This window comes from Enterobacter sp. Ag1 (genome assembly GCA_000277545.1).
Taxonomy (GTDB): Bacteria; Pseudomonadota; Gammaproteobacteria; order Enterobacterales; family Enterobacteriaceae; genus Cedecea.
Map to the genome: position 1 here is coordinate 60,367 of AKXM01000006.1, position 25,750 is coordinate 86,116.

23 protein-coding genes are annotated in these 25,750 nt (G+C 54.4%); 13 read left to right on the forward strand and 10 right to left on the reverse strand.

Annotation, left to right across the window (positions count from 1 at the left end; all coding sequences use genetic code 11):
* Nucleotides 1–4: 4 nt before the first annotated feature.
* The gene (gene mlaF, locus A936_RS03870; RefSeq protein WP_008454824.1) at nt 5–820 is read right to left on the reverse strand and encodes a phospholipid ABC transporter ATP-binding protein MlaF; all 816 of its coding nucleotides are present in this window, start codon (nt 818–820) and stop codon (nt 5–7) included.
* Between the two features lie 229 nt (nt 821–1,049).
* Between mlaF and A936_RS03875 the strand changes: the two genes are divergently transcribed.
* The 11 genes from A936_RS03875 to npr all read left to right on the forward strand — a co-directional run bounded on the left by A936_RS03875 (nt 1,050) and on the right by npr (nt 8,975).
* Nucleotides 1,050–2,027, forward strand: coding sequence for a calcium/sodium antiporter (locus A936_RS03875; protein ID WP_008454825.1), 978 nt, complete (start codon nt 1,050–1,052; stop codon nt 2,025–2,027).
* A gap of 16 nt (nt 2,028–2,043) precedes the next feature.
* On the forward strand, nt 2,044–3,030 hold the full coding sequence (gene kdsD / locus A936_RS03880; RefSeq protein WP_008454826.1) for an arabinose-5-phosphate isomerase KdsD: 987 nt from the start codon (nt 2,044–2,046) through the stop codon (nt 3,028–3,030).
* 16 nt (nt 3,031–3,046) lie between these two features.
* Nucleotides 3,047–3,613 carry a 3-deoxy-manno-octulosonate-8-phosphatase KdsC gene (gene kdsC / locus A936_RS03885; protein WP_008454827.1) on the forward strand — a complete coding sequence of 189 codons (567 nt, stop codon included), beginning with the start codon at nt 3,047–3,049 and terminating at the stop codon, nt 3,611–3,613.
* The gene (gene lptC / locus A936_RS03890) at nt 3,610–4,182 is read left to right on the forward strand and encodes an LPS export ABC transporter periplasmic protein LptC (RefSeq protein ID WP_008454828.1); all 573 of its coding nucleotides are present in this window, start codon (nt 3,610–3,612) and stop codon (nt 4,180–4,182) included. Before kdsC ends, lptC begins: the two co-directional genes overlap by 4 nt.
* On the forward strand, nt 4,151–4,702 hold the full coding sequence (gene lptA / locus A936_RS03895; protein ID WP_008454829.1) for a lipopolysaccharide ABC transporter substrate-binding protein LptA: 552 nt from the start codon (nt 4,151–4,153) through the stop codon (nt 4,700–4,702). The genes lptC and lptA overlap by 32 nt, the downstream gene beginning before the upstream one ends.
* 6 nt (nt 4,703–4,708) lie before the next feature.
* The gene (gene lptB / locus A936_RS03900) at nt 4,709–5,434 is read left to right on the forward strand and encodes an LPS export ABC transporter ATP-binding protein (RefSeq protein ID WP_008454830.1); all 726 of its coding nucleotides are present in this window, start codon (nt 4,709–4,711) and stop codon (nt 5,432–5,434) included.
* Between the two features lie 48 nt (nt 5,435–5,482).
* Nucleotides 5,483–6,916, forward strand: coding sequence for an RNA polymerase factor sigma-54 (gene rpoN / locus A936_RS03905; protein ID WP_008454831.1), 1,434 nt, complete (start codon nt 5,483–5,485; stop codon nt 6,914–6,916).
* 22 nt (nt 6,917–6,938) lie between these two features.
* Nucleotides 6,939–7,226, forward strand: coding sequence for a ribosome hibernation promoting factor (hpf, locus tag A936_RS03910; protein ID WP_008454833.1), 288 nt, complete (start codon nt 6,939–6,941; stop codon nt 7,224–7,226).
* Nucleotides 7,227–7,307: 81 nt separating this feature from the next.
* Nucleotides 7,308–7,805: a PTS IIA-like nitrogen regulatory protein PtsN gene (ptsN, locus tag A936_RS03915; RefSeq protein WP_008454834.1), complete on the forward strand. Its 498-nt coding sequence runs from the start codon at nt 7,308–7,310 to the stop codon at nt 7,803–7,805.
* Between the two features lie 46 nt (nt 7,806–7,851).
* Nucleotides 7,852–8,706: an RNase adapter RapZ gene (rapZ, locus tag A936_RS03920; RefSeq protein WP_008454836.1), complete on the forward strand. Its 855-nt coding sequence runs from the start codon at nt 7,852–7,854 to the stop codon at nt 8,704–8,706.
* Complete coding sequence (gene npr / locus A936_RS03925; RefSeq protein WP_008454837.1) at nt 8,703–8,975, forward strand: PTS phosphocarrier protein NPr; 273 nt, start codon at nt 8,703–8,705, stop codon at nt 8,973–8,975. Before rapZ ends, npr begins: the two co-directional genes overlap by 4 nt.
* A 15-nt stretch (nt 8,976–8,990) precedes the next feature.
* Here the strand turns inward: npr and A936_RS03930 are convergent, their stop codons facing one another.
* From A936_RS03930 to mnmL, 7 genes are all read right to left on the reverse strand, one after another.
* The gene (locus A936_RS03930) at nt 8,991–10,127 is read right to left on the reverse strand and encodes a glycerate kinase (protein ID WP_008454839.1); all 1,137 of its coding nucleotides are present in this window, start codon (nt 10,125–10,127) and stop codon (nt 8,991–8,993) included.
* A gap of 10 nt (nt 10,128–10,137) precedes the next feature.
* Nucleotides 10,138–11,406 carry a GntP family permease gene (locus A936_RS03935; RefSeq protein ID WP_008454840.1) on the reverse strand — a complete coding sequence of 423 codons (1,269 nt, stop codon included), beginning with the start codon at nt 11,404–11,406 and terminating at the stop codon, nt 10,138–10,140.
* Between the two features lie 138 nt (nt 11,407–11,544).
* On the reverse strand, nt 11,545–12,672 hold the full coding sequence (locus tag A936_RS03940; RefSeq protein ID WP_008454845.1) for a sugar diacid recognition domain-containing protein: 1,128 nt from the start codon (nt 12,670–12,672) through the stop codon (nt 11,545–11,547).
* A 46-nt stretch (nt 12,673–12,718) separates the two neighbouring features.
* A complete protein-coding gene (gene mtgA, locus A936_RS03945; RefSeq protein ID WP_008454847.1) occupies nt 12,719–13,447 on the reverse strand; it encodes a monofunctional biosynthetic peptidoglycan transglycosylase in 729 nt (242 codons plus the stop codon).
* Entirely contained in the window at nt 13,444–14,097 is a 654-nt protein-coding gene (elbB, locus tag A936_RS03950) for an isoprenoid biosynthesis glyoxalase ElbB (protein WP_008454849.1), read from the reverse strand. Before elbB ends, mtgA begins: the two co-directional genes overlap by 4 nt.
* Nucleotides 14,098–14,328: 231 nt before the next feature.
* Complete coding sequence (arcB, locus tag A936_RS03955; RefSeq protein WP_008454851.1) at nt 14,329–16,671, reverse strand: aerobic respiration two-component sensor histidine kinase ArcB; 2,343 nt, start codon at nt 16,669–16,671, stop codon at nt 14,329–14,331.
* Between the two features lie 61 nt (nt 16,672–16,732).
* Nucleotides 16,733–17,665: a tRNA modification radical SAM protein MnmL/YtqA gene (mnmL, locus tag A936_RS03960; RefSeq protein WP_034807687.1), complete on the reverse strand. Its 933-nt coding sequence runs from the start codon at nt 17,663–17,665 to the stop codon at nt 16,733–16,735.
* 679 nt (nt 17,666–18,344) lie between these two features.
* Here mnmL and gltB point away from each other — a divergent pair.
* Entirely contained in the window at nt 18,345–22,805 is a 4,461-nt protein-coding gene (gene gltB, locus A936_RS03965) for a glutamate synthase large subunit (protein ID WP_008454856.1), read from the forward strand.
* Between the two features lie 9 nt (nt 22,806–22,814).
* Entirely contained in the window at nt 22,815–24,233 is a 1,419-nt protein-coding gene (locus A936_RS03970; RefSeq protein ID WP_008454857.1) for a glutamate synthase small subunit, read from the forward strand.
* 80 nt (nt 24,234–24,313) lie between these two features.
* Here the strand turns inward: A936_RS03970 and sspB are convergent, their stop codons facing one another.
* Nucleotides 24,314–24,817 (reverse strand): ClpXP protease specificity-enhancing factor, encoded by a 504-nt coding sequence (sspB, locus tag A936_RS03975; RefSeq protein ID WP_008454870.1) that lies wholly within the window; start codon nt 24,815–24,817, stop codon nt 24,314–24,316.
* A gap of 3 nt (nt 24,818–24,820) precedes the next feature.
* Nucleotides 24,821–25,462: a stringent starvation protein SspA gene (sspA, locus tag A936_RS03980; RefSeq protein ID WP_008454872.1), complete on the reverse strand. Its 642-nt coding sequence runs from the start codon at nt 25,460–25,462 to the stop codon at nt 24,821–24,823.
* Nucleotides 25,463–25,750 lie beyond the last annotated feature (288 nt).

The window sequence follows — 25,750 nt, forward strand, 5'->3', positions numbered from 1 at the left end:
CAGTTTAGCTCCTCGTTCCAGGTAATAAATCTTGTTGATAATCCCCGGCTGGATAACGGAATGGCACCGGGCCATCCGCGATCCCATCAAGGAACTGTCTAACGCGTGGATCGTGGTTTTCACGCAATTCCGCCGGGCTACCTTGAGCAACAATGTGCTGATCGGCAGCAATATAAGCGTAATCCGCGATGCTTAATACTTCTGGTACATCGTGTGATACCACAATGCAGGTGACGCCAAGAGCGCTGTTAAGTTCTGAAATAAGCTTAACCAGCACGCCCATGGTAATGGGATCCTGTCCGACGAAAGGTTCATCAAACATAATCAAGTCTGGCTCAAGCGCTATAGCACGGGCCAACGCCGCGCGGCGCGCCATCCCGCCAGATAATTCAGAAGGCATAAGATTGGCCGCCCCGCGAAGCCCCACGGCTTCCAGTTTCATCATCACCGTGCTGTGCAATAGCGGTTCTGGTAACTGAAGATGTTCACGCAGTGGATAAGCCACGTTTTCAAACACATTAAGATCGGTAAATAAGGCGCCGGATTGGAACAGCATACTCATGCGTTTACGCACGGTAAAAAGCCGTGAGCGCGACATCGACGGTACGTTCTCACCATCAAAAAGGATCTCGCCGCTGTCCGGCTGGATCTGCCCACCAATAAGCTTCAACAGCGTAGTTTTACCGATCCCCGATGGCCCCATGATCGCCGTCACCTTGCCGCGTGGTACCGTCAGCGAAATATTCTCGAAGATCTGGCGCTCGCCGCGAGAGAAACTCATCCCACGGATCTCAACCAGATTGGCTTCTGTCTGACTCATCGCCCTTCCTTTTTTATGTTTGCCGGCAAGCATGGCCTCAAAGGGATGCTAAAACCCAACATTTTTACAGAATATTACCTGCGCAGGTTAGCGAAAGCTGGCATTTGTTTTACTTTTTCGCCGCATAAAGTCAGAATTAAGACTTATCGCCAGGCTCAGGCTGCACTTCGTTTTGCCCGACCCTTCAGCCCCCCAGGATCGGCGATTATACCCTAATAAAGGATTTTTCATGCTGTTAGCTACGGCGCTATTAATTATTGGTTTACTCCTGGTGGTCTATGGTGCCGACCGTTTAGTTTTCGCCGCAGCGATACTTTGTCGCAGCATCGGGATCCCGCCGCTGATTATCGGCATGACGGTGGTCAGCATTGGCACTTCACTGCCTGAAATTATCATCGCCAGTACGTCAGCGCTGCACGGCCAGTTGGATTTGGCCGTAGGGACAGCTATCGGCTCAAATATCACTAACATTATGCTGATCCTGGGGCTCGCCGCGCTGCTGCATCCATTTACCGTTAATTCCGATATTCTACGTCGTGAATTGCCTCTAATGTTGGCGGTGAGTGCCGCCGCAGGTCTGTTTCTCTACGACGGTGAACTGACGCAGGCCGAGGGCGTCATGCTGCTGACAATCGCAGTGTTATATCTACTCTTTATCATTAGAATAGGCCGCCTTGCGGAACGGCAGGGGATCGATAGTCTGACGCGGGAGCAGCAGGCCGAACTCCCTCAAGAAGGCAGTCTGTCCGTCGCATTTTTATGGCTGGGAGTGGCGTTGGTTATTATGCCGATGGCAACGCGGATGGTCATCGATAATGCCTCGGTGCTTGCCCATTATTTTGGCGTAAGCGAACTGGTTATCGGTTTGACGATCATTGCGATTGGTACCAGTCTGCCGGAATTAGCGACCGCCATAGCCGGCGCGCGCAAGGGCGAAGATGACATTGCGATTGGTAATATCATCGGTTCGAACATTTTTAACGTTGTGTTTGTGCTTGGCATTCCTGCGTTGGTGGCACCGGGCCACCTCAACCCGTTAGCTTTTGCCCGGGATTATTGGTTGATGTTAGCGGTAAGTGCTGTTTTTGCCCTGCTCTGCTGGCGCAAACCTCGCCAAATCGGCAAGCTCGCGGGCGCTCTGTTAACATGTGGATTCATCATATGGATTGTGGTGCTGTGGTTCGTTGCGCCACCTGTCGTCGAATAAAGCGGAAACGGGAATTATGTCTCATATAGATTTAGCGCCGGGTTTTGACTTTCAACAAGCGGGCAAAGACGTGCTCAATATTGAACGTGAAGGCCTGGCTCAACTCGACCAGTACATCAACGACGATTTCTCGCTGGCCTGTGAGAAGATATTCTATTGTCCCGGTAAAGTTGTTGTCATGGGGATGGGAAAATCGGGTCATATTGGGAAAAAAATCGCGGCAACCTTTGCCAGTACCGGCACGCCAGCCTTTTTTGTGCACCCAGGAGAAGCCAGCCACGGTGATTTAGGCATGGTCACGGCACAGGATATCGTCCTGGCGATTTCTAATTCCGGCGAGTCGAACGAAATTTTGGCGCTCATCCCGGTATTAAAGCGCCTTCAGGTGCCTTTGATTTGCATGACCGCCCGCCCGGAAAGCTCAATGGGTCGTGCAGCGGATATTCATCTGTGCATCAAAGTGCCTCAGGAAGCTTGCCCTCTCGGCCTCGCGCCAACCTCCAGCACAACGGCGACGCTGGTTATGGGCGATGCGCTGGCCGTGGCGTTACTGAAAGCTCGTGGTTTTACCGCTGAAGATTTTGCTCTGTCTCATCCTGGCGGCGCGCTGGGGCGTAAGCTATTACTCCGCGTGAACGATATCATGCACACGGGTGATGATATCCCGCACGTAAGCAAAGAAGCCTCTTTGCGGGATGCGCTGTTGGAGATTACCCGTAAAAATATGGGGATGACGGTCATCTGCAATGACCTGATGAAAATAGAGGGCATCTTTACCGATGGCGATTTACGTCGCGTGTTCGATATGGGTGTTGATTTACATACCTTACGTATTGCGGATGTCATGACAACGGGAGGCATTCGCGTACGCCCTGGCACATTAGCTGTGGACGCATTAAACCTGATGCAGTCACGCCATATTACTTCGGTTATGGTGGCGGATGGCGACCAGTTGCTGGGTGTGGTACATATGCATGACATGCTACGCGCGGGCGTAGTTTAAAAAAGGATTAGCCTTAATGAGTAACCATGATGCGCTGCTTAATACCTGCTACGGGCCGGTAAGCGCGCAGGTCATAGCGAAAGCGAAAGAGATTCGCCTGCTGATTCTGGACGTTGACGGCGTAATGTCTGACGGCCTTATTTACATGGGCAACAGCGGTGAAGAGCTGAAAGCCTTTAACGTACGCGATGGCTATGGCATTCGCTGCGCCCTGACCTCCGGAATTGAAGTCGCTATTATTACAGGCAGGAAAGCAAAACTGCTGGAAGATCGCTGCGAAACGTTGGGCATTACCCACCTTTATCAAGGGCAATCCGATAAAGTTGTGGCGTTTCACGATCTGTTGTCAAAGGTTGCGCTTTCTCCCGATCGGGTTGCCTACATTGGCGATGACCTGATCGACTGGCCAGTCATGGAACGGGTCGGTTTAAGCGTTGCCGTTGCAGACGCCCACCCATTATTGACGCCAAAAGCGGATTACGTGACCAGAATCAGCGGCGGGCGAGGCGCAGTGCGGGAAATCTGCGATCTCCTGTTGATGGCGCAAGGCAAGCTTGATGAGGCAAAAGGGCAATCCATATGAGCAAGACCAGACGTTGGATTATTTTCCTGCTTGCCATTGCGGCATTAGTGCTTATCGGCCTGAATCTGACGGAGAAGGACGAGTCCGGCATAACCGTTAACAGCGATACGCCAACTTATCAAAGCGAATTTTCCACGACAGTCGTATACAACCCACAGGGCGCGCTGAACTATAAGCTTATTGCTCAACACGTTGAATACTTCTCGGATACGGGTATTTCATGGTTCACCAAGCCTGTCATGACCCAGTACGATGAAAATAAAATCGCCACCTGGGAAATTCAGGCGGATCGCGCCAAACTTACCGATGACAAAATGCTTTATTTGTATGGCAACGTCGTCGTCACAGCGTTAACACCTGACTCTCAGTTACGCAGAATCACGACGGACAATGCGCAGGTGAATTTAATTACTCAGGATGTCGCTTCTGACGACCTGGTGACTTTGTACGGCACCACATTTAACTCCAGTGGCCTGAAAATGCGTGGCAACTTACGCAGCCAAACTGCACAGCTGATTGAAAAGGTTAAAACCTCATATGAAATCCAGAATAAACAAACTCAGCCTTAAACTTGTTCTGCTTGGTTCGCTTTTTGCCGTACCGCTGTCAGCCTGGGCACTGACCGGTGACACCGACCAACCTATTCATATCGAATCCGACCAACAGTCTCTCGATATGCAGGGCAACGTCGTTACCTTTACCGGCAATGTCGTTGTGACTCAGGGCACGATCAAAATCAACGCCGATAAAGTCGTTGTGACCCGCCCAGGCGGTGAACAAGGCAAAGAGGTGATTGATGGCTACGGTAACCCAGCTACTTTCTATCAAATGCAGGACAACGGTAAGCCGGTAAAAGGCCACGCGTCCACCATGCATTATGAATTGGCTAAAGATTTCGTTGTACTGACCGGCAACGCTTACCTTGAACAGCTGGACAGCAACATCACCGGCGACAAGATCACCTACCTGGTGAAAGAGCAAAAAATGCAGGCGTTTAGCGAGAAAGGCAAACGCGTGACCACCGTGCTGGTGCCGTCTCAGCTGCAAAACAAAAACGGCCAGCAACCGGCACCGAAAAAGAGTAACTGATTCGTTATGGCAACTTTAATTGCGAAAAACCTGGCCAAAGCCTACAAAGGCCGCCGCGTAGTCGAAGACGTCAGCCTGACCGTTAAATCAGGTGAAATCGTTGGGCTGCTCGGGCCAAACGGCGCCGGTAAAACCACGACGTTTTATATGGTAGTGGGGATCGTGCCACGCGATGCAGGTAACATCATTATTGATGAAGAAGACATCAGTCTGCTGCCGCTGCACGCTCGTGCGCGTCGCGGCATCGGTTATTTGCCACAGGAAGCGTCCATTTTCCGCCGCTTGAGCGTGTTTGATAATCTGATGGCGGTGTTGCAGATTCGCGATGACCTGACGTCAGAACAGCGTGACGATCGCGCTAACGAGCTGATGGAAGAGTTCCATATCTCGCACCTGCGTAATAACCTCGGGCAGTCACTGTCCGGCGGTGAACGCCGCCGCGTAGAAATTGCTCGCGCGCTTGCGGCAAACCCGAAGTTCATTTTGCTGGATGAACCCTTTGCCGGGGTTGATCCTATTTCCGTTATTGATATCAAACGCATTATCGAGCACCTGCGTGACAGCGGCCTCGGCGTATTGATTACAGACCATAACGTCCGCGAAACGCTGGCCGTCTGCGAACGCGCCTACATCGTTAGTCAGGGGCACCTGATTGCCCACGGTACACCGGAAGAAATCCTTGAAGACGAGCAAGTTAAGCGAGTCTATCTGGGCGAAGAGTTCAGACTCTGATAGGGTGGGAAGTCTTACACGACTTATTTGAGGACGTTTGCTCTGAACATGAAGCAAGGTTTGCAATTACGGCTTAGCCAACAACTTGCTATGACGCCCCAGCTGCAGCAGGCCATCCGTCTGCTTCAGCTCTCAACGTTAGAGCTTCAGCAAGAACTCCAGCAGGCACTGGACAGTAATCCATTGCTTGAGCAAACCGACCTGCATGATGAGATCGATACTCAGGAAGTGCCTGAGAGCGAAGCAATGGACACCCGTGAAGCCCTCGAGCAGAAAGAGATGCCCGATGAGCTGCCGCTGGATGCCAGTTGGGATGAAATTTACACCGCTGGAACGCCTTCAGGTACGGGAACTGACTATCTGGACGACGAGCTGCCTGTCTACCAGGGCGAGACCACCCAGTCTCTGCAGGACTACCTGATGTGGCAGGTCGATTTGACGCCATTTTCCGATACGGACGCCGCTATCGCGACGTCTATTGTCGATGCAGTGGATGAAACCGGGTATCTCACCGTGCCGCTGGAAGACATTCTGGAAAGTCTGGGCCACGACGATGTAAGCCTTGACGAAGTGGAAGCCGTCCTCAAACGCATCCAACGTTTTGATCCCGTCGGCGTCGCAGCACGAGACTTACGCGATTGCCTGTTAATTCAGCTTTCTCAGTACGCCAAAGAGACCCCATGGCTGGCGGAAGCCCGGCTTATTGTTAGCGATCATTTAGATCTGCTGGCAAATCACGACTTCCGGACGTTGATGCGGGTCACGCGTATCAAAGAGGACGCGCTTAAAGAGGCCATGTGCCTGATTCAGTCCCTCGATCCTCGCCCCGGCCAGTCGATCCAAACGGGTGAACCTGAGTACGTTATTCCTGATGTACTGGTGCGTAAGCACCTGACGCGCTGGGTTGTAGAGCTTAACGCAGACAGCATCCCGCGCCTCAAAATCAATCAGCAATACGCAGCCATGAGCGGCAACACGCGCAATGACAGCGACTCGCAGTTCATCCGCAGCAACCTGCAGGAAGCGAAATGGTTGATTAAAAGCCTGGAAAGTCGCAATGATACGTTATTGCGCGTGAGCCGATGCATTGTCGAACAGCAGCAGGCCTTCTTTGAGCACGGTGAAGAGCATATGAAACCGATGGTGCTGGCCGATATTGCTCAGGCAGTGGACATGCACGAGTCGACAATTTCGAGGGTGACCACTCAGAAATATTTGCATAGCCCACGCGGCATCTTTGAATTGAAATATTTCTTCTCCAGCCACGTCAATACCGAAGGCGGCGGTGAAGCCTCCTCCACGGCAATTCGGGCGCTGGTGAAGAAGTTAATTGCTGCGGAAAACCCCGCCAAACCGCTGAGCGACAGTAAGTTAACCTCAATACTGTCGGATCAAGGTATTATGGTGGCGCGCCGCACAGTTGCGAAGTACCGAGAGTCTTTATCCATTCCACCGTCAAACCAGCGTAAACAGCTGGTGTGACTTTACCGATAAGGAAGACACTATGCAGCTCAACATTACGGGACAAAACGTCGAGATCACTGAAGCACTGCGTGAATTTCTGAACTCGAAGTTTGCCAAACTGGAGCAGTACTTCGAAAGAATCAACCAGGTCTATATTGTATTAAAGGTGGAAAAAGTCACCCATACAGCGGATGCTACGCTGCATGTGAACGGTGGAGAACTGCATGCCAGTGCCGAAGGCCAGGACATGTATGCGGCGATTGACGGCCTGATTGATAAACTGGCCCGACAGTTAACAAAACACAAAGATAAACTAAAACAACACTGATAATCCGGGCATCCGATGTGCATATGGCCGGCCCGCTGCTTAAGTCGCGGGCCGTTTGCACAAAAGTGCTTAGGTGAACTTATGATGAACAACGATTCCGCTCTACAACTGAGCAATGTCCTTAACCAGGAATGTACTCGCAGTGGCGTCCACTGCCAGAGTAAAAAACGTGCGCTGGAAATCATCAGCGAACTGGCAGCCAAACAGCTTGGCCTTCCACCGCAGGTCGTTTTCGAAGCCGTACTGACCCGTGAGCGTATGGGCAGTACCGGCATTGGCAACGGTATCGCTATTCCCCACGGCAAGCTGGAGGAAGATACGCTTCGCGCCGTCGGCGTCTTTATTCAACTGGAAACGCCAATCGCTTTTGATGCCATCGACAATCAACCGGTTGACCTGTTATTTGCGTTACTGGTACCTGCTGACCAGACAAAAACCCACCTGCACACGCTTTCCCTGGTGGCCAAGCGTCTGGCGGATAAAACCATTTGTCGCAGGCTGCGCTCAGCCGGCAGTGACGAAGAGCTTTACCAGATAATTACTGAAACAGAAGTCGATCACGACAGCGAAAATGAATAATCGGCGCGTTTGATGTCTCAGACAGATAAATCGGGAGAATGATTACATGGTGCTGATGATTGTCAGCGGCCGCTCAGGTTCAGGGAAGTCTGTAGCCTTGCGCGCACTGGAAGATATGGGATTCTATTGCGTGGATAACCTGCCGGTTGTCCTGTTGCCAGAGCTGGCAAAAACGCTTGCCGATCGGCAAATCTCTGCTGCCGTCAGCATAGACGTGCGCAACATGCCGGAGTCGCCGGAAATCTTCGAGCACGCAATGGACAGCCTGCCGGACGCTTTTTCTCCGCAGCTGCTGTTCCTTGATGCCGATCGTAATACGCTAATCCGCCGCTACAGTGACACGCGCCGCCTTCATCCGCTTTCCAGCAAAAATCTCTCTCTGGAAAGTGCGATTGACGAAGAAAGCGATCTCCTCGAACCACTAAAATCCCGCGCGGACCTGATCATCGACACCTCCGAAATGTCGGTACACGAATTGGCGGAGATGCTGCGTACTCGTCTGTTGGGTAAACGTGAACGCGAACTCACCATGGTGTTCGAGTCTTTTGGCTTTAAGCACGGCATACCGATTGACGCCGATTATGTGTTCGACGTGCGTTTTCTTCCTAACCCGCACTGGGATCCAAAACTGCGTCCAATGACCGGCCTCGATCGCCCTGTCGCCGCCTTCCTCGACAGGCACACAGAAGTACACAATTTTATCTACCAGACCCGCAGCTATCTTGAGTTATGGTTACCGATGCTGGAAACCAACAACCGTAGCTACCTGACCGTGGCGATTGGCTGTACCGGCGGTAAACACCGTTCGGTTTATATTGCAGAGCAGCTGGCTGACTACTTCCGCTCACGCGGGAAGAACGTCCAGTCCCGTCATCGCACGCTGGAAAAACGTAAAACATGAGCGTAAAGCAGACCGTTGAAATCACCAACAAGCTGGGCATGCACGCGCGCCCGGCGATGAAACTGTTTGAGCTGGTACAAAGTTTTGACGCAGAAGTGATGCTGAGAAACGAAGCGGGCACCGAAGCTGAAGCCAGCAGCGTGATTGCCCTCCTGATGCTGGACTCCGCCAAAGGAGGCCACATAGAAATAGAAGTCACAGGTCCGGAAGAAGAGCAAGCCCTGGCGGCCGTGATTGCTCTGTTCAATGCCGGATTTGACGAAGACTAACTGCCGTGCGCGGATCTAACCGCGCCCTATTTTCCATACTGCGGCAACGTTACGCGCTGTCACGCAAATATTCTCGCCCGCCTTTTCCAACGCCTCCGCCAGCGTCTGAACCCGATTAAGCACCGAAAATACAGCGTCGAGCCCGTGCTGATGGACTACGCCGTAATCAGTCGTCATACCGCCAGCCAGCGCGATAACCGGCACCTGAAAACGCTTCGCCACTCTCGCCACGCCTATCGGCGTTTTGCCATAAATGGTCTGGCTGTCTATACGCCCTTCTCCGGTGATAACCAGGTCCGCCCCCTGAACAGCCTCGGCAAGCCGCAAAGCTTCGGTGACAATTTCCACACCGGGCTGCAGGCGGGCATGAAGCAAACCAAACAAAGACGCCCCCATGCCCCCTGCCGCCCCGGCACCTGCTACGGCAATCACATCCTTACCGCTGATGTGCTCCAGCTGTTCGCCATAATGCCTGAGTGCAGTATCAAGCTGCATAACCTGCTCGGGCGTAGCGCCTTTCTGCGGCCCAAAGACCGCTGACGCACCGCGCTCACCGCACAGCGGATTATCGACATCACAGGCCACCAGAATGTCGCACTGTGCCAGGCGGGCATCCAGTTGGCTAACATCAATCTCTGCAAGCTCAGCCAGGGCAGCACCGCCTGCGCAAAGCTCATTACCCTGTGCATCACGAAGCCTGACGCCCAGCGCCTGCATCATGCCGGCCCCGCCGTCGTTGGTCGCGCTGCCACCGATACCAATAATGATTTTACGTGCGCCGCGATCCAGCGCCGCCAGAATAAGCTCCCCGGTGCCAAAAGTGCCGGTCAGCAGCGGATTTCGTTTTTCGGGCGGCACCAGATGCAGCCCTGAAGCGGCCGCCATTTCAATGATGGCTGTTTCGCCATCGCCCGTGATGCCAAAGAAAGCCTCAACAGGCAGCCCCAGCGGGCCGGTCACCGTTACAGGGATAATTTGCCCGTGCGTCGCGGCAACCATCGATTCAACGGTCCCTTCTCCTCCGTCGGCCATCGGCAGCTTGATATACTCTGCGTTCGGGTAAATCTCGCGAAAACCTTGCTCAATGGCCTCGGCGACCTGCATCGCGCTCAGGCTCTCTTTGAAAGAATCGGGGGCAATAACAATTTTCATGGCAACCTCATTAACCCGCTAAATTAAACACACCAAACATCAGGGTTGAAACAAAAGCGATGGCCAAACCAACGGCTGTTTCGTAGGGAAGCAGTTTTAAGCGTTCATGAACCTGCATATTCACGCTGCCCCCGGTGGCATGGAAAAAGCTGCCGTGCGGCATATGGTCAAGCACCGTCGCCCCGGCATGGATCATTGCCGCCCCGGCGAGTGCAGAAATTCCCATATCGACAAGCGTTGAGCTGAACACCGCAGAAGCCACCGCCGTTCCTGCCGTTGTTGATGCGGTAGCCATGGACATCAGCGCCCCGGAAAAAGGTGCCAGAAGGTAGGACGGCATACCGGAGGCCGTTAAACCGTTAATCAATACATCCTTCAAGCCGGAGTTGGCGATGATCCCGGCCAGCGTTCCGGTCCCCAGCAGCATAATCGCCACCGGAGACATACGCGCCAGCCCCGACACCATAAAATGATTTGTCTGCCGCCACTGCCCCATCACTATAGCCCCAATCAGGCCGCCTATCGGCAACGCAACCAGCGGATCAATCGCAATGCCGGCAATCGGGCGAAGTGCAAGCAGGCAAATAGCCACCAGCGGCGCCGCTATTGCCGCGCCAAACGCAGGCAAGGCCTTTTCTTTTTCCCCGGCAATCAACTCACTGCTGGCAACTTTAGAGCCCCGATGCTGCAACCGCTTCGCCAGAAAATAGGCGAGCACCAGCCCAAACAGACCCGGTACAACGCCCGCCATCATTAAGTCGGTGAGTGGAACGTGGAAAGCGTCAGCCGCCGCAATCGTATTAGGATTGGGCGACATAACGTTGCCGGCCTTCCCGCCGCCAATCATCGCCAGCAGTATAGCCATTTTCGAAATATCGGCCCGGTGGGCAATCGCCAGGGCAATAGGAGAGACCGTGATAACGGCAACATCAATAAATACGCCGACGGCAGTCAGCAACATGGTCGCCACTGCCAAAGCGAACAGCGCCCTTTTCTCACCCACCTTACGGACAATGGTTTCGGCAATTGTGTTGGCTGCCCCGGACTCAATCAGCACGCCCGCCAGTATGCCTGCCCCGAGAATGCGTAGTACCGCATTGGTAATCCCCTGCGCCCCGGTAATCATAAGCGAAAGCGTCTGCACTAAATCAGCACCGCCAACTAACCCGCCAGCCAGAGCGCCAGCAATCATGCCGTAGGCCGGAGGAACCTTGCGTAAAATAAGGACAATAGAAACAACCAGCGCCACCAGGGCGCCCAGAGCCGAAACCGTGGTCATGAATCACTCCTGTTTTGATTTTTTTAGGGAGATCGAAAGGTACGGCGGGACATTACCCTGAGCGGGCTGCAAATAGCTTGAGAGAAAACACCAGAAAATGGGCGGTGAAAGAAACGTTTTCTTGTAGATTACTACAAATCAGTCGCTGAGCTGCATACCAATAAACAGCTGAAGAGTCGAATCTAACTTATTAATATCTAAAGCCGTTATCGACTCTATTTTACTTAGCCGATAGCGCAATGTATTGACGTGAATATGCAGCAATTTTGTCGTTTGAGACAGATCACAATTCTGTTCAAAATAGCAGCGCAGCGTGCGGCGAAGCACGCCTTTCGGATCGGCTTCACAAAGCGTTTTCCATGCTCGCCCCATTTCCTCGGCCTGCCAGCTGCCGGAAAGTCCGTTGAGCAGCACAGGCAATAAAAGATCCTGATAGTACAAAATCGACCGGCCAATTTTTTGCCGTGAAGCCATCTCATGCAGCGCTACGGCGCTAAGCCAGGAACGTCGTAACGCGTCGTCGCCGTCGAAGCATCCCCCAACTGACAGGGTGACTTCAAAATGCGCCAGCAGCTGAGAATGAAGTTTGCGCAGCGTTTTTTTCAGCAATGCCTGCCACTCCTCAGGCCGGCCACCGCCCAGGGGTAGTAGCATTGCGATTTGTTCAAAACCGAATGGCGTGACTAATGCCTGGCTGTCGTAGCCGCCAAGCCGCTCGAGCAGCTCCCGCTGACGCAAAACATCTCGAGAGGGAAAATGAATCATCAGCGCAACCCGTGGCAATTCAAGGTCTACGCCAAGGCCGCTGGCCATAGGGCGCAGTTCCGCCAGACATTGCTGGCCTGAAATAATCTGCGCGGCGAGCTGCTCCCGATAGCGCTTTTCCCACTGATTTTGCTCAAGCATTTCCGCCTGCTCAAGGATCAGCTCGGCCGCCATTTTGACAAGTTCGGCATAAGCCTGCACTTTCTCTGGCTCACCAGAAATCCCCACCACGCCAACGATTTTCTGGCGAAAGACGATGGGCAAATTAATACCGGGTTTAACCCCTTTCAGCCGCCGGGCAGAAGCTTCATCAATAACCACGGTCCGGTTTTCCGTCAGCGCCAGGACAGCACCTTCATGGCGCTGATACAGACGGCGTGGATCGCCAGAGGCAATAATCACCCCCTGCTCGCTCATCACATTCACCGAGTGATCGATGATGTTCATGGTGCGCTGGACAATTTGCCGGGCGGTATCTTCTTTCAGGCAAGAGGTCGTCATAGCGTTTACCTTGTCGTGGAGAGCGCGCGAGTGCGTTGGATGCGGCTTATTTTAAATTGTGCTGCTCAAGGAATGACTCTCCGCCCAGCTGGCGCATCTGTCGCAAAATCCACTGCTGGCGCTGACGAATATAGCCTGAAGGCGCATTAGCCTTAAAACGAATTGGGTTAGGCAGGACGGCGGCGAGCAGCGCTGCTTCGGCAGGTGTCAGGCGGCTAGCTGGCTTGTTGAAGTAACGACGGGAGGCTTCTTCCACGCCGAAAACACCTTCACCAAATTCGGCAATATTGAGATACACCGTCAGAATACGTCGCTTGCTCCACGCGGTTTCGAGCCCCACCGTGAGGCCGGCTTCCAGCCCTTTACGTAGCCAGCTCCGTCCATCCCACAGGAACAAATTTTTTGCGGTTTGCTGGGAAAGCGTCGACGCGCCTCGTACCCTATTTTCGTTGCGTTCATTATGGGCCAGCGCCTTTTCGATGGCATCAGTATCAAAGCCCCAGTGCACGGGAAATTTTTGATCTTCAGAGGCGATCACTGCCAGCCCCATCCACGGCGAAATATCATCCATGGAAACCCAGTCAGAATGGGCAACATAACCGAAGTTACCGCTGAACCACGCGCTGAACTGCCGCTCCACCATCACTGCGGAAAACGGCACCGGGAGGAAGCGGAAGACCAGGATGCCCATGAACCAAATCGCCAAAACCGCCAGAACCGCTTTTAACAGCCAGCGTTTAACCCACTGCCACGGCGCGAAACGCCCTTTACTCATGCGCTAAGTTCCAGCACGCGGGCAACCAACTTGTCGATCCCGGCAGCGGCCTCAGCGATATTTTGCGCGAGCATGTAAGCAGGAGTGGTGACAACCTTCTGTTCTTCGTCCACCACGATATCATCCACCGGGCAAGGGATGTGTTCTGCCCCCATGGCTTCCAGTAACTCTGCGGTATCGATGTCGGTGCCGATGGTCAGACGCACAGGCATATCCAGAATCTTTGGCAGCATCGCCGGGGCAATACACATAAAACCGAGCGGCTTGCCCTGTTCGTGGCATTCCCGTGCAACGCGACGGAGTTCGGCATCAACCTCACAATCTGCCCCCTTTGAAGCAAAAGTGCTTAGATTTTTCGCCGCGCCAAAACCGCCGGGCACAATCAATGCGTCAAGGTTTTCAGACAAAGCTTCACGCAACGGCTGAATATTGCCACGAGTAATACGCGCAGCCTCCACCAGCACGTCGCGAGTTTCTGCTGCAGCTTCGCCGGTTAAATGATCGATCACGTCAGACTGAGGTTTATCCGGCGCGAAGCAAACGGCTTCCGCACCAGCGCGAGAAATGGCCAACAGCGTTAATACGGCCTCATGAATCTCACTGCCGTCATAAACCCCACAGCCGCTCAGCACTACGCCTATTTTTTTCATCCGTCAGTTCCTTTTCGTTCCGGGTGAATCAGTATCAGCCACGTTAATTTGATCGCTATGCTTCACATATTTTACTGATTCACGTAACAAATATTTTAAGGTTTGCTATCTTATATGGCTGACAGCCCGCGAATTGCTGGTTGTGCCGTTCAATAATTCAACGCTAAAAAAGGCGCAACCCTGTTTTCCCTGGTGTTGGCGCAGTATTCGCGCACCCCGGCCTGGCCGGGGTCATTTTTTTCCAGCTTCCGCAACCCACGCTTTTAATACGCTAACGTCATGTTGCCACTCTTGTTTCAGCTCTTCGATCCATTCACCGACATTATCAGACCACGCAGGCAAGTCCGGGGACTGAATTTGCTGGGCAACCTGCTGTAAATGCCGCAAACCAACGGAGCCTGCCGCACCTTTAATTTTATGCCCCTCTTCCACCACGCCTTTGTTATCCCGCGCGGTCATATTGGAATCGAGCACCTCTAAATAACCCGGCATCATTTTTTCAAACATCGCCAGGCCATCGGTAATGAGTTTTGGGCCCACCAGCTCGATATATTGTTCGAGCATCGGAATATCGAGTAATGCTTGCTGTTTTTCACTATCGACTTTTGTCACCACAGGCTCCTTATCCGTTATCTGCTTATCCCAGAATTTTTGGATCATCGACATCAAGGCCGGTACGGCGAGCGGCTTACTCAGCACGTCATCCATTCCGGCCTCAAGATACTCAGTCTTGTTTTTCAGCACGTTGGCCGTGAGCGCCACCAGCGGCGGTAGTTCCTCTTTGCTAAAGCGTTTATTCAGCTCGCGAGAAATATCAAGCCCGGTCATATCCGGCAACTGGATATCCAGCAGCACAAGGTCATATTCGCCCGGTATAAACATCTCCAGCGCATCTTTCCCAGTCATTGCTACGTCAACGCTATTGCCAAGCTTCTCGAGTACAGAACGCGCCACGATGACGTTAAGCTCAATATCCTCCACCAGCAGCACATGCAGGGCTGGCAGCGGCATATCGTCATCTTCCAGCGTGTCTTCCACTTCCTCAGCCACGCTCGGCGCCTGAACGGTCAGCGTGAACAGCGAACCTTCACCCGGCTTGCTGGTCACGGTAATATCCCCGCCCATGCTTTTTGCCAGACGGCGAGAAACCGCCAGCCCAATCCCCGTTCCTGTCGCGGGCTTGCCGCCGTGACTGTCTTTAACCTGATAGTACATAGCAAAGATTTTGTCCTGCTCGTCCACCGGAATGCCAATCCCGGAGTCCTGAACCTCAAAGCGCAGGCAGCTCTCTTCTTCGTAACGAACGCGTACCGTGACTAATCCCCCTTTCGGCGTGAACTTCACGGCATTGCTGATCAGGTTCCAGAGGATCTGGCGCAGACGCGTCCCGTCCGTCACCACCTTGTGCGGCAGCGGCAGCGCTGGGTCCATCACAAATGACAGCCCTTTCTGCTGAGCCTGCAGGCCTGAGAGGTTTTCCAGATCGGCAAGGAAGCTGGTGAAATCCACCGGCTGGTTATCGAGCTGCACTTTGCGGCGCTCGAGCTTATCCATATCAATGATATCGTTAAAAATATTTCCCAGCGTGATGGCCGACACGTGGATCGTTTTCAGATAATGGGTCTGCTCGGCGGTGAGATCGGTGTCCAGCAGAATACGGCTCAGGCCGACAATGCCATTTAGCGGCGTACGCAGCTCGTGGCTAATGGTGGAGATGAAGGTGGTTTTATCCCGGCTCGCACGCTCCAGCGCGTCCTGATAGCGTTTACGCTCGGTAATATCGCGGCCAAAGCCCATCAGCCCGTGGCGTTTACCGACGCGGTCGTAATAAGGCACTTTACGAATTTCAAAGCAGGCTTTACGGCCATCCGGGTAATCCAGCCACTGCTCATAGGTCAGAGAGACATTATGACGAAACACTTTTTCGTCTGTTTCCAGCACTTTCTCAGCGGCTTCGGCAGAGTACACATCCTGCGGCTTGAGATGGATAAGCTGTTTCTCGCTCTTGCCGGTCAGCAGCTCCATCGCCCGGTTGCAGCCTGAAAACTCCCGGTCTTCGTTGCGGTAGAAGACCAGATCGGGCGAAGCATCAAGGAAAGAGCGCAGGAAAGAGGATTGTTGCTCAAGCCGGATTTGCGTCTCTTCACGCTCCTGCATCTCAACTTTGAGCTGCTCCAGCATGGTCTGGCGCTCGGCCTCCGCTTTGACACGGTCGGCGATTTCCTGGTTTAGCTGGGCGATATTGTCCTTAAGCTGCACGTTCAGAATGAGGTCTCGCTCGCGCATCTCCTCCAGCTTTTCCACCAGCTTCGACAGCCGCTGCCTGGACTCCTCAAGCTGTTCAACCACAACCGACAGGAAGTAAACCGCCCAGGGCGTAATCAATAAACCAAAGAAGATAGAGCGGACAACGTCGATACTTTCAACCTGGCCGCTCAGCAGCATGGTGACGGCCATTTGCACCACCATCGCCAGCACGACCAGCGCCGAGGCCAGCAGCAGGGAGAAGCGCACCAGCCCCAGCTTCACCATAAGATCAACGTAATACTGCGCCAATAACCGAATTTGCTTCATGGAACGATTCCTTCGCCTTGGATGCGCTAAATATACCGCAAAAAGGAACCGGGCTCAGGATTTACGAAAGAACTGAGAGATCCCACGGCGTACCCAGCGCTGACCCCTGCGCCCCGTGCGTCAGCAAATACCTGTCGATATCCACCATCGCGGCCCAGCGGTTCTCACACCATAAAGGCGCAAGCAAGGTTGGGCGCCGGGCATTAGCCGAAATACGATGGAACACGACATCAAGCGGTGTATGGCGAATCATTTCTCCCGCGGTGACGACATACTCATCCAGCGCGATCCCCTCAAGGCGACCAGCCCGCCAGCTTTTGGCCATTATGCTGCCGTCAACGATATGCAAAGGATGCAGCTTCAGGCCGTCCACACCGGTTTCAACCACTTTCTCCAGCGTGTCCATACATTGCTGCTGGCCTTCACCCGGTAAACCGACAATAAGATGGCTGCAAACTTTTAAACCTCTCGCTCGGGCCCGGCGGGTAGTTTCCTGATAACAGGCAAAATCGTGCCCCCGGTTGATACGGTGCAGCGTTTTGTCATTCGCCGTCTGTAACCCCAGCTCCAGCCATACCTCATAGCCCTGTGCATGATAATCGCTTAGCAAATCCAGCACGCTGTCGGGCACGCAGTCAGGCCGGGTACCGACGCACAGCCCCACGATGCTGGTCTGGCTCACCGCCTGCTGGTACATCGACCGCAACACCTGCACTTCAGCCCAGGTGCTGGTATAGGCCTGGAAATAGGCCAGATAACGCTGAGCGCGGTTCACCCGGCTGGCCTGGTGTGCGAGCTGCTCAGCGATGGAATTGTGCTGCTGCGTTTCGTCAGCGAAAGAGGCCACGTTGCAAAAAGTACAGCCGCCTCGCCCGATAGTCCCATCGCGATTGGGGCAACTGAAACCACCATGCAGCGTGAGTTTATGGACTTTTTGCCCATAGCGACGAGAGAGATCGCCGCCAAACATATTGACTAATTTCTGTAACTGCATAATCTGATGGGCCGTCCCGAAAAAGGGACCTAGCCTGCCATTTTCTTCTCGCACCGGCGATGACCTGGATCAATCGCTTTGGCGCAGCCTTATCCATTGCATATAAACTCAAAATAAGTGCAACTCTATTCACATAGCACTTGATTACTTTTCCTTATGACGCCGCCCTTTATTTAAAGAATATGACGAACGGTGAAAAACAGTGTCATGCTGCACTCCGCGGGGGTTAAGCAGCATATCATGCTGGCAATATCATTCATACCAGCATGGTCTGGAGTTTCACGGCCTTTCGGATAGTGAGGACGATCACATAACACTCGGCGTTCACCGTCGTCCCCTCACAGCCAAAAAAGCAAAAAAAACCATTAAATTCATTTAATTAAGCCACTCTTAGTACGATTCCGTATAAATAAGAATGCCATTTGACCTGTGTGCTCTTTCCCGATAAGTTGGAAATCCGCTGGAAGCTTTCTGGATGGGTTCTGTGCCCATCATATTTATGCAGTAATTGAGATTCCCTCTAAAGCAAGTCCTCAACACTTGTGACACCGGATACGTTGGACATTAAGAGGGCGACACGCGAGGCAAGCGTATGATGCGCAAACCCCGTCGCCATGCCCTTGCTGCGTCCACGCGCAAACGGTTGGGAGTAACGTAGAGCCTGGGGAGGTTCACTGATATGTTGTACGATAAATCCCTTGAGAAGGATAACTGTGGTTTCGGCCTGATCGCCCACATAGAAGGCGAACCTAGCCACAAGGTAGTGCGTACCGCTATTCACGCGCTAGCCCGTATGCAGCACCGTGGTGCCATCCTTGCCGACGGTAAAACCGGCGACGGTTGTGGCCTGCTGCTGCAAAAACCCGATCGTTTCTTCCGCATTGTTGCAGAAGAACGCCAGTGGCGTTTGGCCAAGAACTACGCCGTTGGCATGATCTTCCTGAACCAGGATGACGCGCTTGCCCGCGCCAGCCGCCGCATTGTTGAAGAAGAGCTGCAAAACGAAACCCTGTCTATTGTTGGCTGGCGTGAAGTGCCGGTGAACAAAGACGTGCTAGGTGAAATCGCCCTCTCCTCTCTGCCACGTATTGAACAAATATTCGTTAATGCCCCGGCGGGCTGGCGCCCTCGTGATATGGAACGCCGCCTGTTTATCGCCCGTCGCCGTATCGAAAAACGTATCCAGGAAGATAAAGACTTCTATATCTGCAGCCTGTCTAACCTGGTGAACATTTATAAAGGTCTGTGTATGCCGGCTGACCTGCCGCGCTTCTACCTGGACCTGGCGGACCTGCGCCTGGAATCGGCCATTTGCCTGTTCCACCAGCGCTTCTCCACCAACACCGTGCCACGCTGGCCGCTGGCTCAGCCGTTCCGCTATCTGGCGCACAACGGCGAAATCAACACCATCACCGGTAACCGCCAGTGGGCGCGCGCCCGTACCTATAAATTCCAGACGCCGCTGATCCCCGATCTGCACGACGCTGCGCCGTTCGTGAACGAAACCGGCTCCGACTCCAGCTCCATGGATAACATGCTTGAGCTGCTGCTGGCCGGCGGGATGGATATCGTGCGCGCCATGCGTCTGCTGGTTCCGCCTGCATGGCAGAACAACCCGAACATGGATCCTGAGCTGCGCGCCTTCTTTGACTTTAACTCCATGCATATGGAGCCGTGGGATGGCCCGGCCGGGATCGTGATGTCTGACGGACGTTTCGCCGCCTGTAACCTCGACCGTAACGGCCTGCGTCCGGCGCGCTACGTGATCACCAAAGACAAGCTCATCACCTGCGCCTCTGAAGTCGGGATCTGGGACTACCAGCCGGATGAAGTGGTAGAGAAAGGCCGCGTTGGCCCGGGTGAGCTGATGGTTATCGACACTCGCGTCGGGCGTATTCTGCACTCCGCTGAAACCGATGCCGAGCTGAAAAGCCGCCATCCCTATAAAGAGTGGATGGAGAACAACGTTCGCCGGCTGGTGCCGTTTGAAGACCTGCCGGATGAAAAAGTAGGTTCGCGGGAGCTGGACGACGATACGCTTGCCAGCTATCAGAAACAGTTTAACTACAGCAGCGAAGAGCTGGATTCAGTGATCCGCGTGCTGGGCGAGAATGGCCAGGAAGCCGTGGGTTCAATGGGCGATGACACCCCATTTGCCGTGCTTTCCAGCCAGCCACGCATTATTTACGATTACTTCCGCCAGCAGTTTGCGCAGGTGACCAACCCGCCAATCGATCCGCTGCGTGAAGCGCACGTTATGTCCCTGGCCACCAGCATTGGCCGTGAAATGAACGTCTTCTGCGAGGCAGAAGGCCAGGCACACCGCCTGAGCTTTAAATCGCCGATTCTGCTGTGGTCTGATTTCCAGCAGCTCACCACGCTGGAAGAGGAACACTATCGCGCCGATACGCTCGACATCACCTATGACGTGACCGAGAAGTCGCTGCACGAAACGGTGATGGCGCTGTGCGACGAAGCTGAACGCATGGTTCGGAATGGCACCGTCTTGCTGGTGTTGTCCGACCGTAATATTGCGAAAAATCGCCTGCCGGTTCCGGCCCCGATGGCCGTAGGCGCCATCCAGACTCGCCTCGTTGAGAAGAGCCTGCGCTGCGATGCCAACATCATTGTTGAAACCGCCAGCGCCCGCGATCCGCACCACTTCGCCGTGCTGCTGGGCTTCGGTGCGACCGCTATCTACCCATATCTCGCCTATGAAACCCTGGCGAAGCTGGTCGACAACGGCGCCATCGATAAAAACTACCGCACCGTGATGCAAAACTACCGCAACGGCATCAACAAAGGGCTGTACAAGATCATGTCCAAAATGGGCATCTCGACTATCGCCTCTTACCGTTGCTCTAAGCTGTTCGAAGCGGTGGGTCTGCATAAAGAAGTGTCCGAGCTTTGCTTCCAGGGCGCGGTCAGCCGCATCGGCGGGGCAGGCTTCGGCGACTTCCAGCAGGATCTGCTGAACCTGTCCAAACGCGCCTGGCTGGTACGTAAGCCGTTGGATCAGGGTGGCCAGCTGAAATTCGTTCACGGCGGGGAATACCACGCCTATAACCCGGACGTAGTGCAGACGCTGCAAAAAGCGGTGCAAAGCGGCGAATACAGCGACTATCAGCAATACGCGAAACTGGTTAACGAGCGCCCGGTCGCCACGCTGCGCGATATGCTTGCGCTGAATCCGCAGGACGAGTCCGTCAAAATTGAAGACGTTGAGCCAGCGACCGAGCTGTTCAAACGCTTCGATACCGCGGCAATGTCCATCGGCGCTCTGAGCCCGGAAGCACACGAATCCCTGGCTGAAGCGATGAACAGCATCGGCGGGAACTCTAACTCCGGCGAAGGCGGCGAAGATCCGGCGCGCTACGGCACCAATAAAGTGTCCCGTATCAAGCAGGTTGCTTCCGGCCGCTTCGGGGTGACGCCTGCCTACCTGGTCAACGCCGACGTTATCCAGATTAAAGTTGCGCAAGGCGCGAAGCCGGGCGAAGGCGGTCAGCTACCGGGCGATAAAGTGACGCCTTATATCGCCAAGCTGCGGTACTCCGTGCCGGGCGTGACGCTGATTTCCCCTCCGCCTCACCACGATATCTACTCTATCGAGGATCTGGCGCAGCTGATTTTCGACCTGAAGCAGGTTAACCCGAAGGCGATGATTTCCGTGAAGCTGGTTTCAGAACCGGGCGTCGGCACCATCGCAACGGGCGTAGCCAAAGCCTATGCGGACCTGATTACTATTGCCGGCTACGACGGCGGCACTGGGGCAAGTCCACTGTCATCCGTGAAATACGCGGGCTGCCCGTGGGAACTTGGTCTGGTGGAAACCCAGCAGGCACTGGTGGCTAACGGCCTGCGCCATAAGATTCGTCTGCAGGTGGACGGTGGCCTGAAAACCGGCCTCGACATCATCAAGGCAGCAATTCTTGGGGCAGAAAGCTTCGGCTTCGGTACCGGGCCAATGGTTGCGCTGGGCTGTAAATACCTACGAATTTGTCACCTGAACAACTGCGCTACCGGCGTGGCAACTCAGGATGACAAACTGCGTAAAAACCATTACCACGGCCTGCCGTTCAAAGTGACCAACTACTTTGAATTCATCGCCCGCGAAACCCGAGAACTGATGGCGCTGCTGGGCGTGAAACGTCTGGTTGATTTGATTGGCCGTACCGACCTGCTGAAAGAGCTGGACGGGTTTACGGCGAAGCAGCAGAAGCTGGATCTCTCTGCCCTGCTGAAAACGGCTGAACCGATGCCGGGCAAAGCGGTGTACTGCACCGAGCATAACCCGCCGTTCGATAAGGGCGACCTTAACGCACAGCTGCTGAACCAGGCACAGGCGTATGTGGACGACAAGCAGAGTAAAACGTTCTGGTTTGATATTCGCAACACCGACCGTTCGATTGGAGCTTCGCTCTCCGGCTACATTGCCCAGCAACATGGCGATCAAGGCCTGGCGTCTGACCCAATCAAGGCGCACTTTAACGGCACCGCAGGCCAGAGCTTCGGCGTCTGGAACGCGGGCGGCGTTGAGCTGCACCTGACCGGCGATGCCAACGACTATGTCGGTAAAGGTATGGCGGGCGGGCTGATTTCTCTGCGTCCACCGGTAGGCTCAGCCTTCCGCAGCCACGAAGCGACCATTATCGGCAACACCTGCCTGTATGGCGCCACCGGCGGGAAGATGTATGCCGCAGGCCGTGCAGGCGAGCGTTTCGCGGTGCGTAACTCCGGGGCGATCACCGTGGTTGAAGGCATCGGCGATAACGGCTGTGAATACATGACCGGCGGTATCGTCTGTATTCTGGGCAAAACGGGGGTTAACTTCGGGGCTGGTATGACGGGCGGTTTCGCCTACGTACTGGACGAAGACGGTGAATTCCGCAAACGCGTGAACCCGGAACTGGTTGAATTACTGAATGTGGAAGAGTTGGCGATTCATGAAGAGCATCTGCGAGGCATGATTACCGAACACGTTCAGCTGACCGGCTCCCAGCGCGGCGAAGAAATCCTGGCCAACTGGCCGGCATTCGCCTCGAAATTCACCCTGGTTAAACCGAAGTCCAGTGATGTTAAAGCATTGTTGGGTCACCGCAGTCGTTCCGCAGCTGAGCTGCGGGTGCAGGCGCAGTAAGAGGTCACGATGAGTCAAAACGTTTATCAATTTATCGACTTGCAGCGCGTTGATCCGCCGAAGAAGCCGCTGAAGATCCGCAAAATTGAATTTGTGGAAATCTACGAGCCGTTCTCTGAGGGGCAGGCCAAGGCTCAGGCCGACCGCTGCCTCTCCTGCGGCAACCCGTACTGCGAGTGGAAGTGCCCGGTTCATAACTACATTCCAAACTGGCTGAAACTGGCCAATGAGGGGCGCATTATTGAGGCAGCCGAGCTGTCTCACCAGACCAACAGCCTGCCGGAAGTCTGCGGCCGCGTCTGCCCGCAGGATCGTCTTTGCGAAGGCTCCTGTACGCTGAACGACGAGTTCGGGGCGGTAACCATCGGCAACATCGAGCGCTATATCAATGATAAAGCGATTGAGATGGGCTGGAAGCCGGATCTGACCGGCGTTAAGCAAACCGGTAAACGCGTGGCTATCATCGGGGCAGGCCCTGCCGGGCTTGCCTGTGCCGACGTTCTGGCACGTAACGGCGTGAAGGCGGTGGTTTACGACCGACACCCAGAAATCGGCGGTCTGCTGACCTTCGGTATTCCAGCCTTTAAGCTGGAAAAAGAGGTGATGACCAAGCGTCGCGAAATCTTCAGCGGGATGGGGATTGAATTCAAACTCAATACCGAAGTGGGCCGCGATGTGCAGATGGACGAGCTGCTGAGCGAATACGATTCCGTGTTCCTGGGCGTCGGCACCTATCAGTCGATGCGCGGTGGTCTCGAAAATGAAGACGCGCCTGGCGTGTATGACGCCCTGCCGTTCCTCATCGCCAATACCAAGCAGATCATGGGCTTCGGCGAAACAGCTGAAGAGCCGTATGTCAGCATGGAAGGTAAGCGCGTTGTCGTGCTGGGCGGCGGGGACACCGCTATGGACTGCGTGCGTACTTCAGTGCGCCAGGGTGCAACCCACGTGACCTGTGCCTACCGTCGTGACGAAGAAAATATGCCGGGCTCTAAACGCGAAGTGAAAAACGCGCGCGAAGAAGGCGTGGAGTTCCAGTTCAATCTGCAGCCGCTGGGCGTGGAAATTAACGCAAATGGCCGGGTGTGCGGTGTGAAAGTGGCCCGTACCGAGCTGGGTGCGCCGGATGCGAATGGCCGTCGTCGCCCGGAGATCGTCGCCGGCTCCGAGCACGTATTGCCAGCCGATGCGGTGGTAATGGCCTTCGGTTTCCGCCCTCACAGCATGACCTGGCTGGAGCAGCACAGCGTTGAGCTGGACAGCCAGGGGCGCATTCTCGCACCAGAAGCTAGCGAGAACGCTTTCCAGACCAGCAACCCGAAAATCTTCGCCGGTGGCGATGCGGTTCGCGGTTCCGATCTGGTGGTCACCGCTATTGCTGAAGGGCGTAAGGCGGCTGACGGGATCCTGAACTTCCTCGAAGTATAAGCGTTAAAATCTGGCGGCTCAGGCTGCCAGATTGCGCCGAATCCTCCATAAAAAAAGCCAGTCTTTCGACTGGCTTTTTGTTATTTCACCACGCGCAGTGCGGGGCGACCACCGCGAGGCGGCGGCGGCGGATCGTCATCCGGGTGATTGTCATCATCGCCGTGATCCGGGCGATCGCCGTCAATAACCTGCATAACTGTTTCAGTCTCACCGATAACGGGCTGGTCATCGTTGTGGCTTTCAGCGTCTTCATCATAGCCCGCTTCCGGCTCAAACATGGTGCCCGCGCCATTTTCACGTGCATAAATAGCCAGCACGGCAGCCATAGGTACGTTAACCTGGCGAGGTACGCCGCCGAAACGCGCGTTAAAGCGCACTTCGTCATTGGCCAGCTCCAGATTCCCTACGGCTCGCGGGGCGATGTTCAGCACAATTTGCCCGTCACGCGCATACTCCATCGGAACCTGTACGCCCGGTAGTGTGATATCTACCACCAGATGCGGCGTGAGCTGGTTATCCAGCAGCCACTCATAAAAGGCCCGCAGCAGATAAGGACGGCGCGGCGACAGCTGCGACATATCCATCAATTAGCCTCGGGTCTGCAGACGCATTTCGCGCTCAGGTTCGGTCAAAGAGGCCAGGAAGGAGTCACGCTCGAAGACGCGGGTCATGTACCCTTTCATCTCTTTGGAGCCCGCACCTGTCAGCTCAATGCCCATCTGCGGCAAGCGCCACAGCAGCGGAGCCAGATAGCAGTCGACCAGGCTGAACTCGTCGCTCAGGAAGAAAGGCTTCTGGGTAAAGACCGGGGCGATACTCAACAGCTCTTCACGCAGCTGCTTACGAGCGGCTTCCGCTTCCTGCGCTGAGCCGTTCATCACCACGTTCATCAACGAATACCAGTCTTTCTCAATGCGGTGCATGTACAGACGGCTTTCACCACGCGCAACCGGATAAACCGGCATCAAAGGTGGGTGCGGGAAACGCTCATCAAGGTATTCCATGATGATGCGGGATTCCCACAGCGTCAGCTCGCGGTCAACCAGGGTCGGTACGCTGTGATTGGGGTTGAGGTCAATCAGATCCTGAGGCAGGTTATCCGTTTCCACATGCTCAATTTCAACGCTAACACCTTTCTCAGCCAGGACGATACGGACCTGGTGGCTGTAGATGTCAGTAGGACCGGAAAACAGCGTCATCACCGAACGTTTGTTGGCAGCGACAGCCATGAAAACCTCCAAGTTTATCCAGAAAATTACTGCTAATAGCCGCAAGCGGCGACTAACCTGACCGTTATTACCCAATGCTTCGCCGAAACATCGCTGACGCCTTATCAGGGCGAAAACAACTGGATGCCGACATTTGGGCAGAAAATTGGATGATAGTTTACCAGATTTTACTGGTTTTGTGGTGGTCGTATATCGAATTTGCCTGAAAGGCAAATAATTTCAAAATGTTAGAAGCAATAATATAAATTACAGGCATAAAAAAACCCGGTACCAGGACCGGGCTTTTTG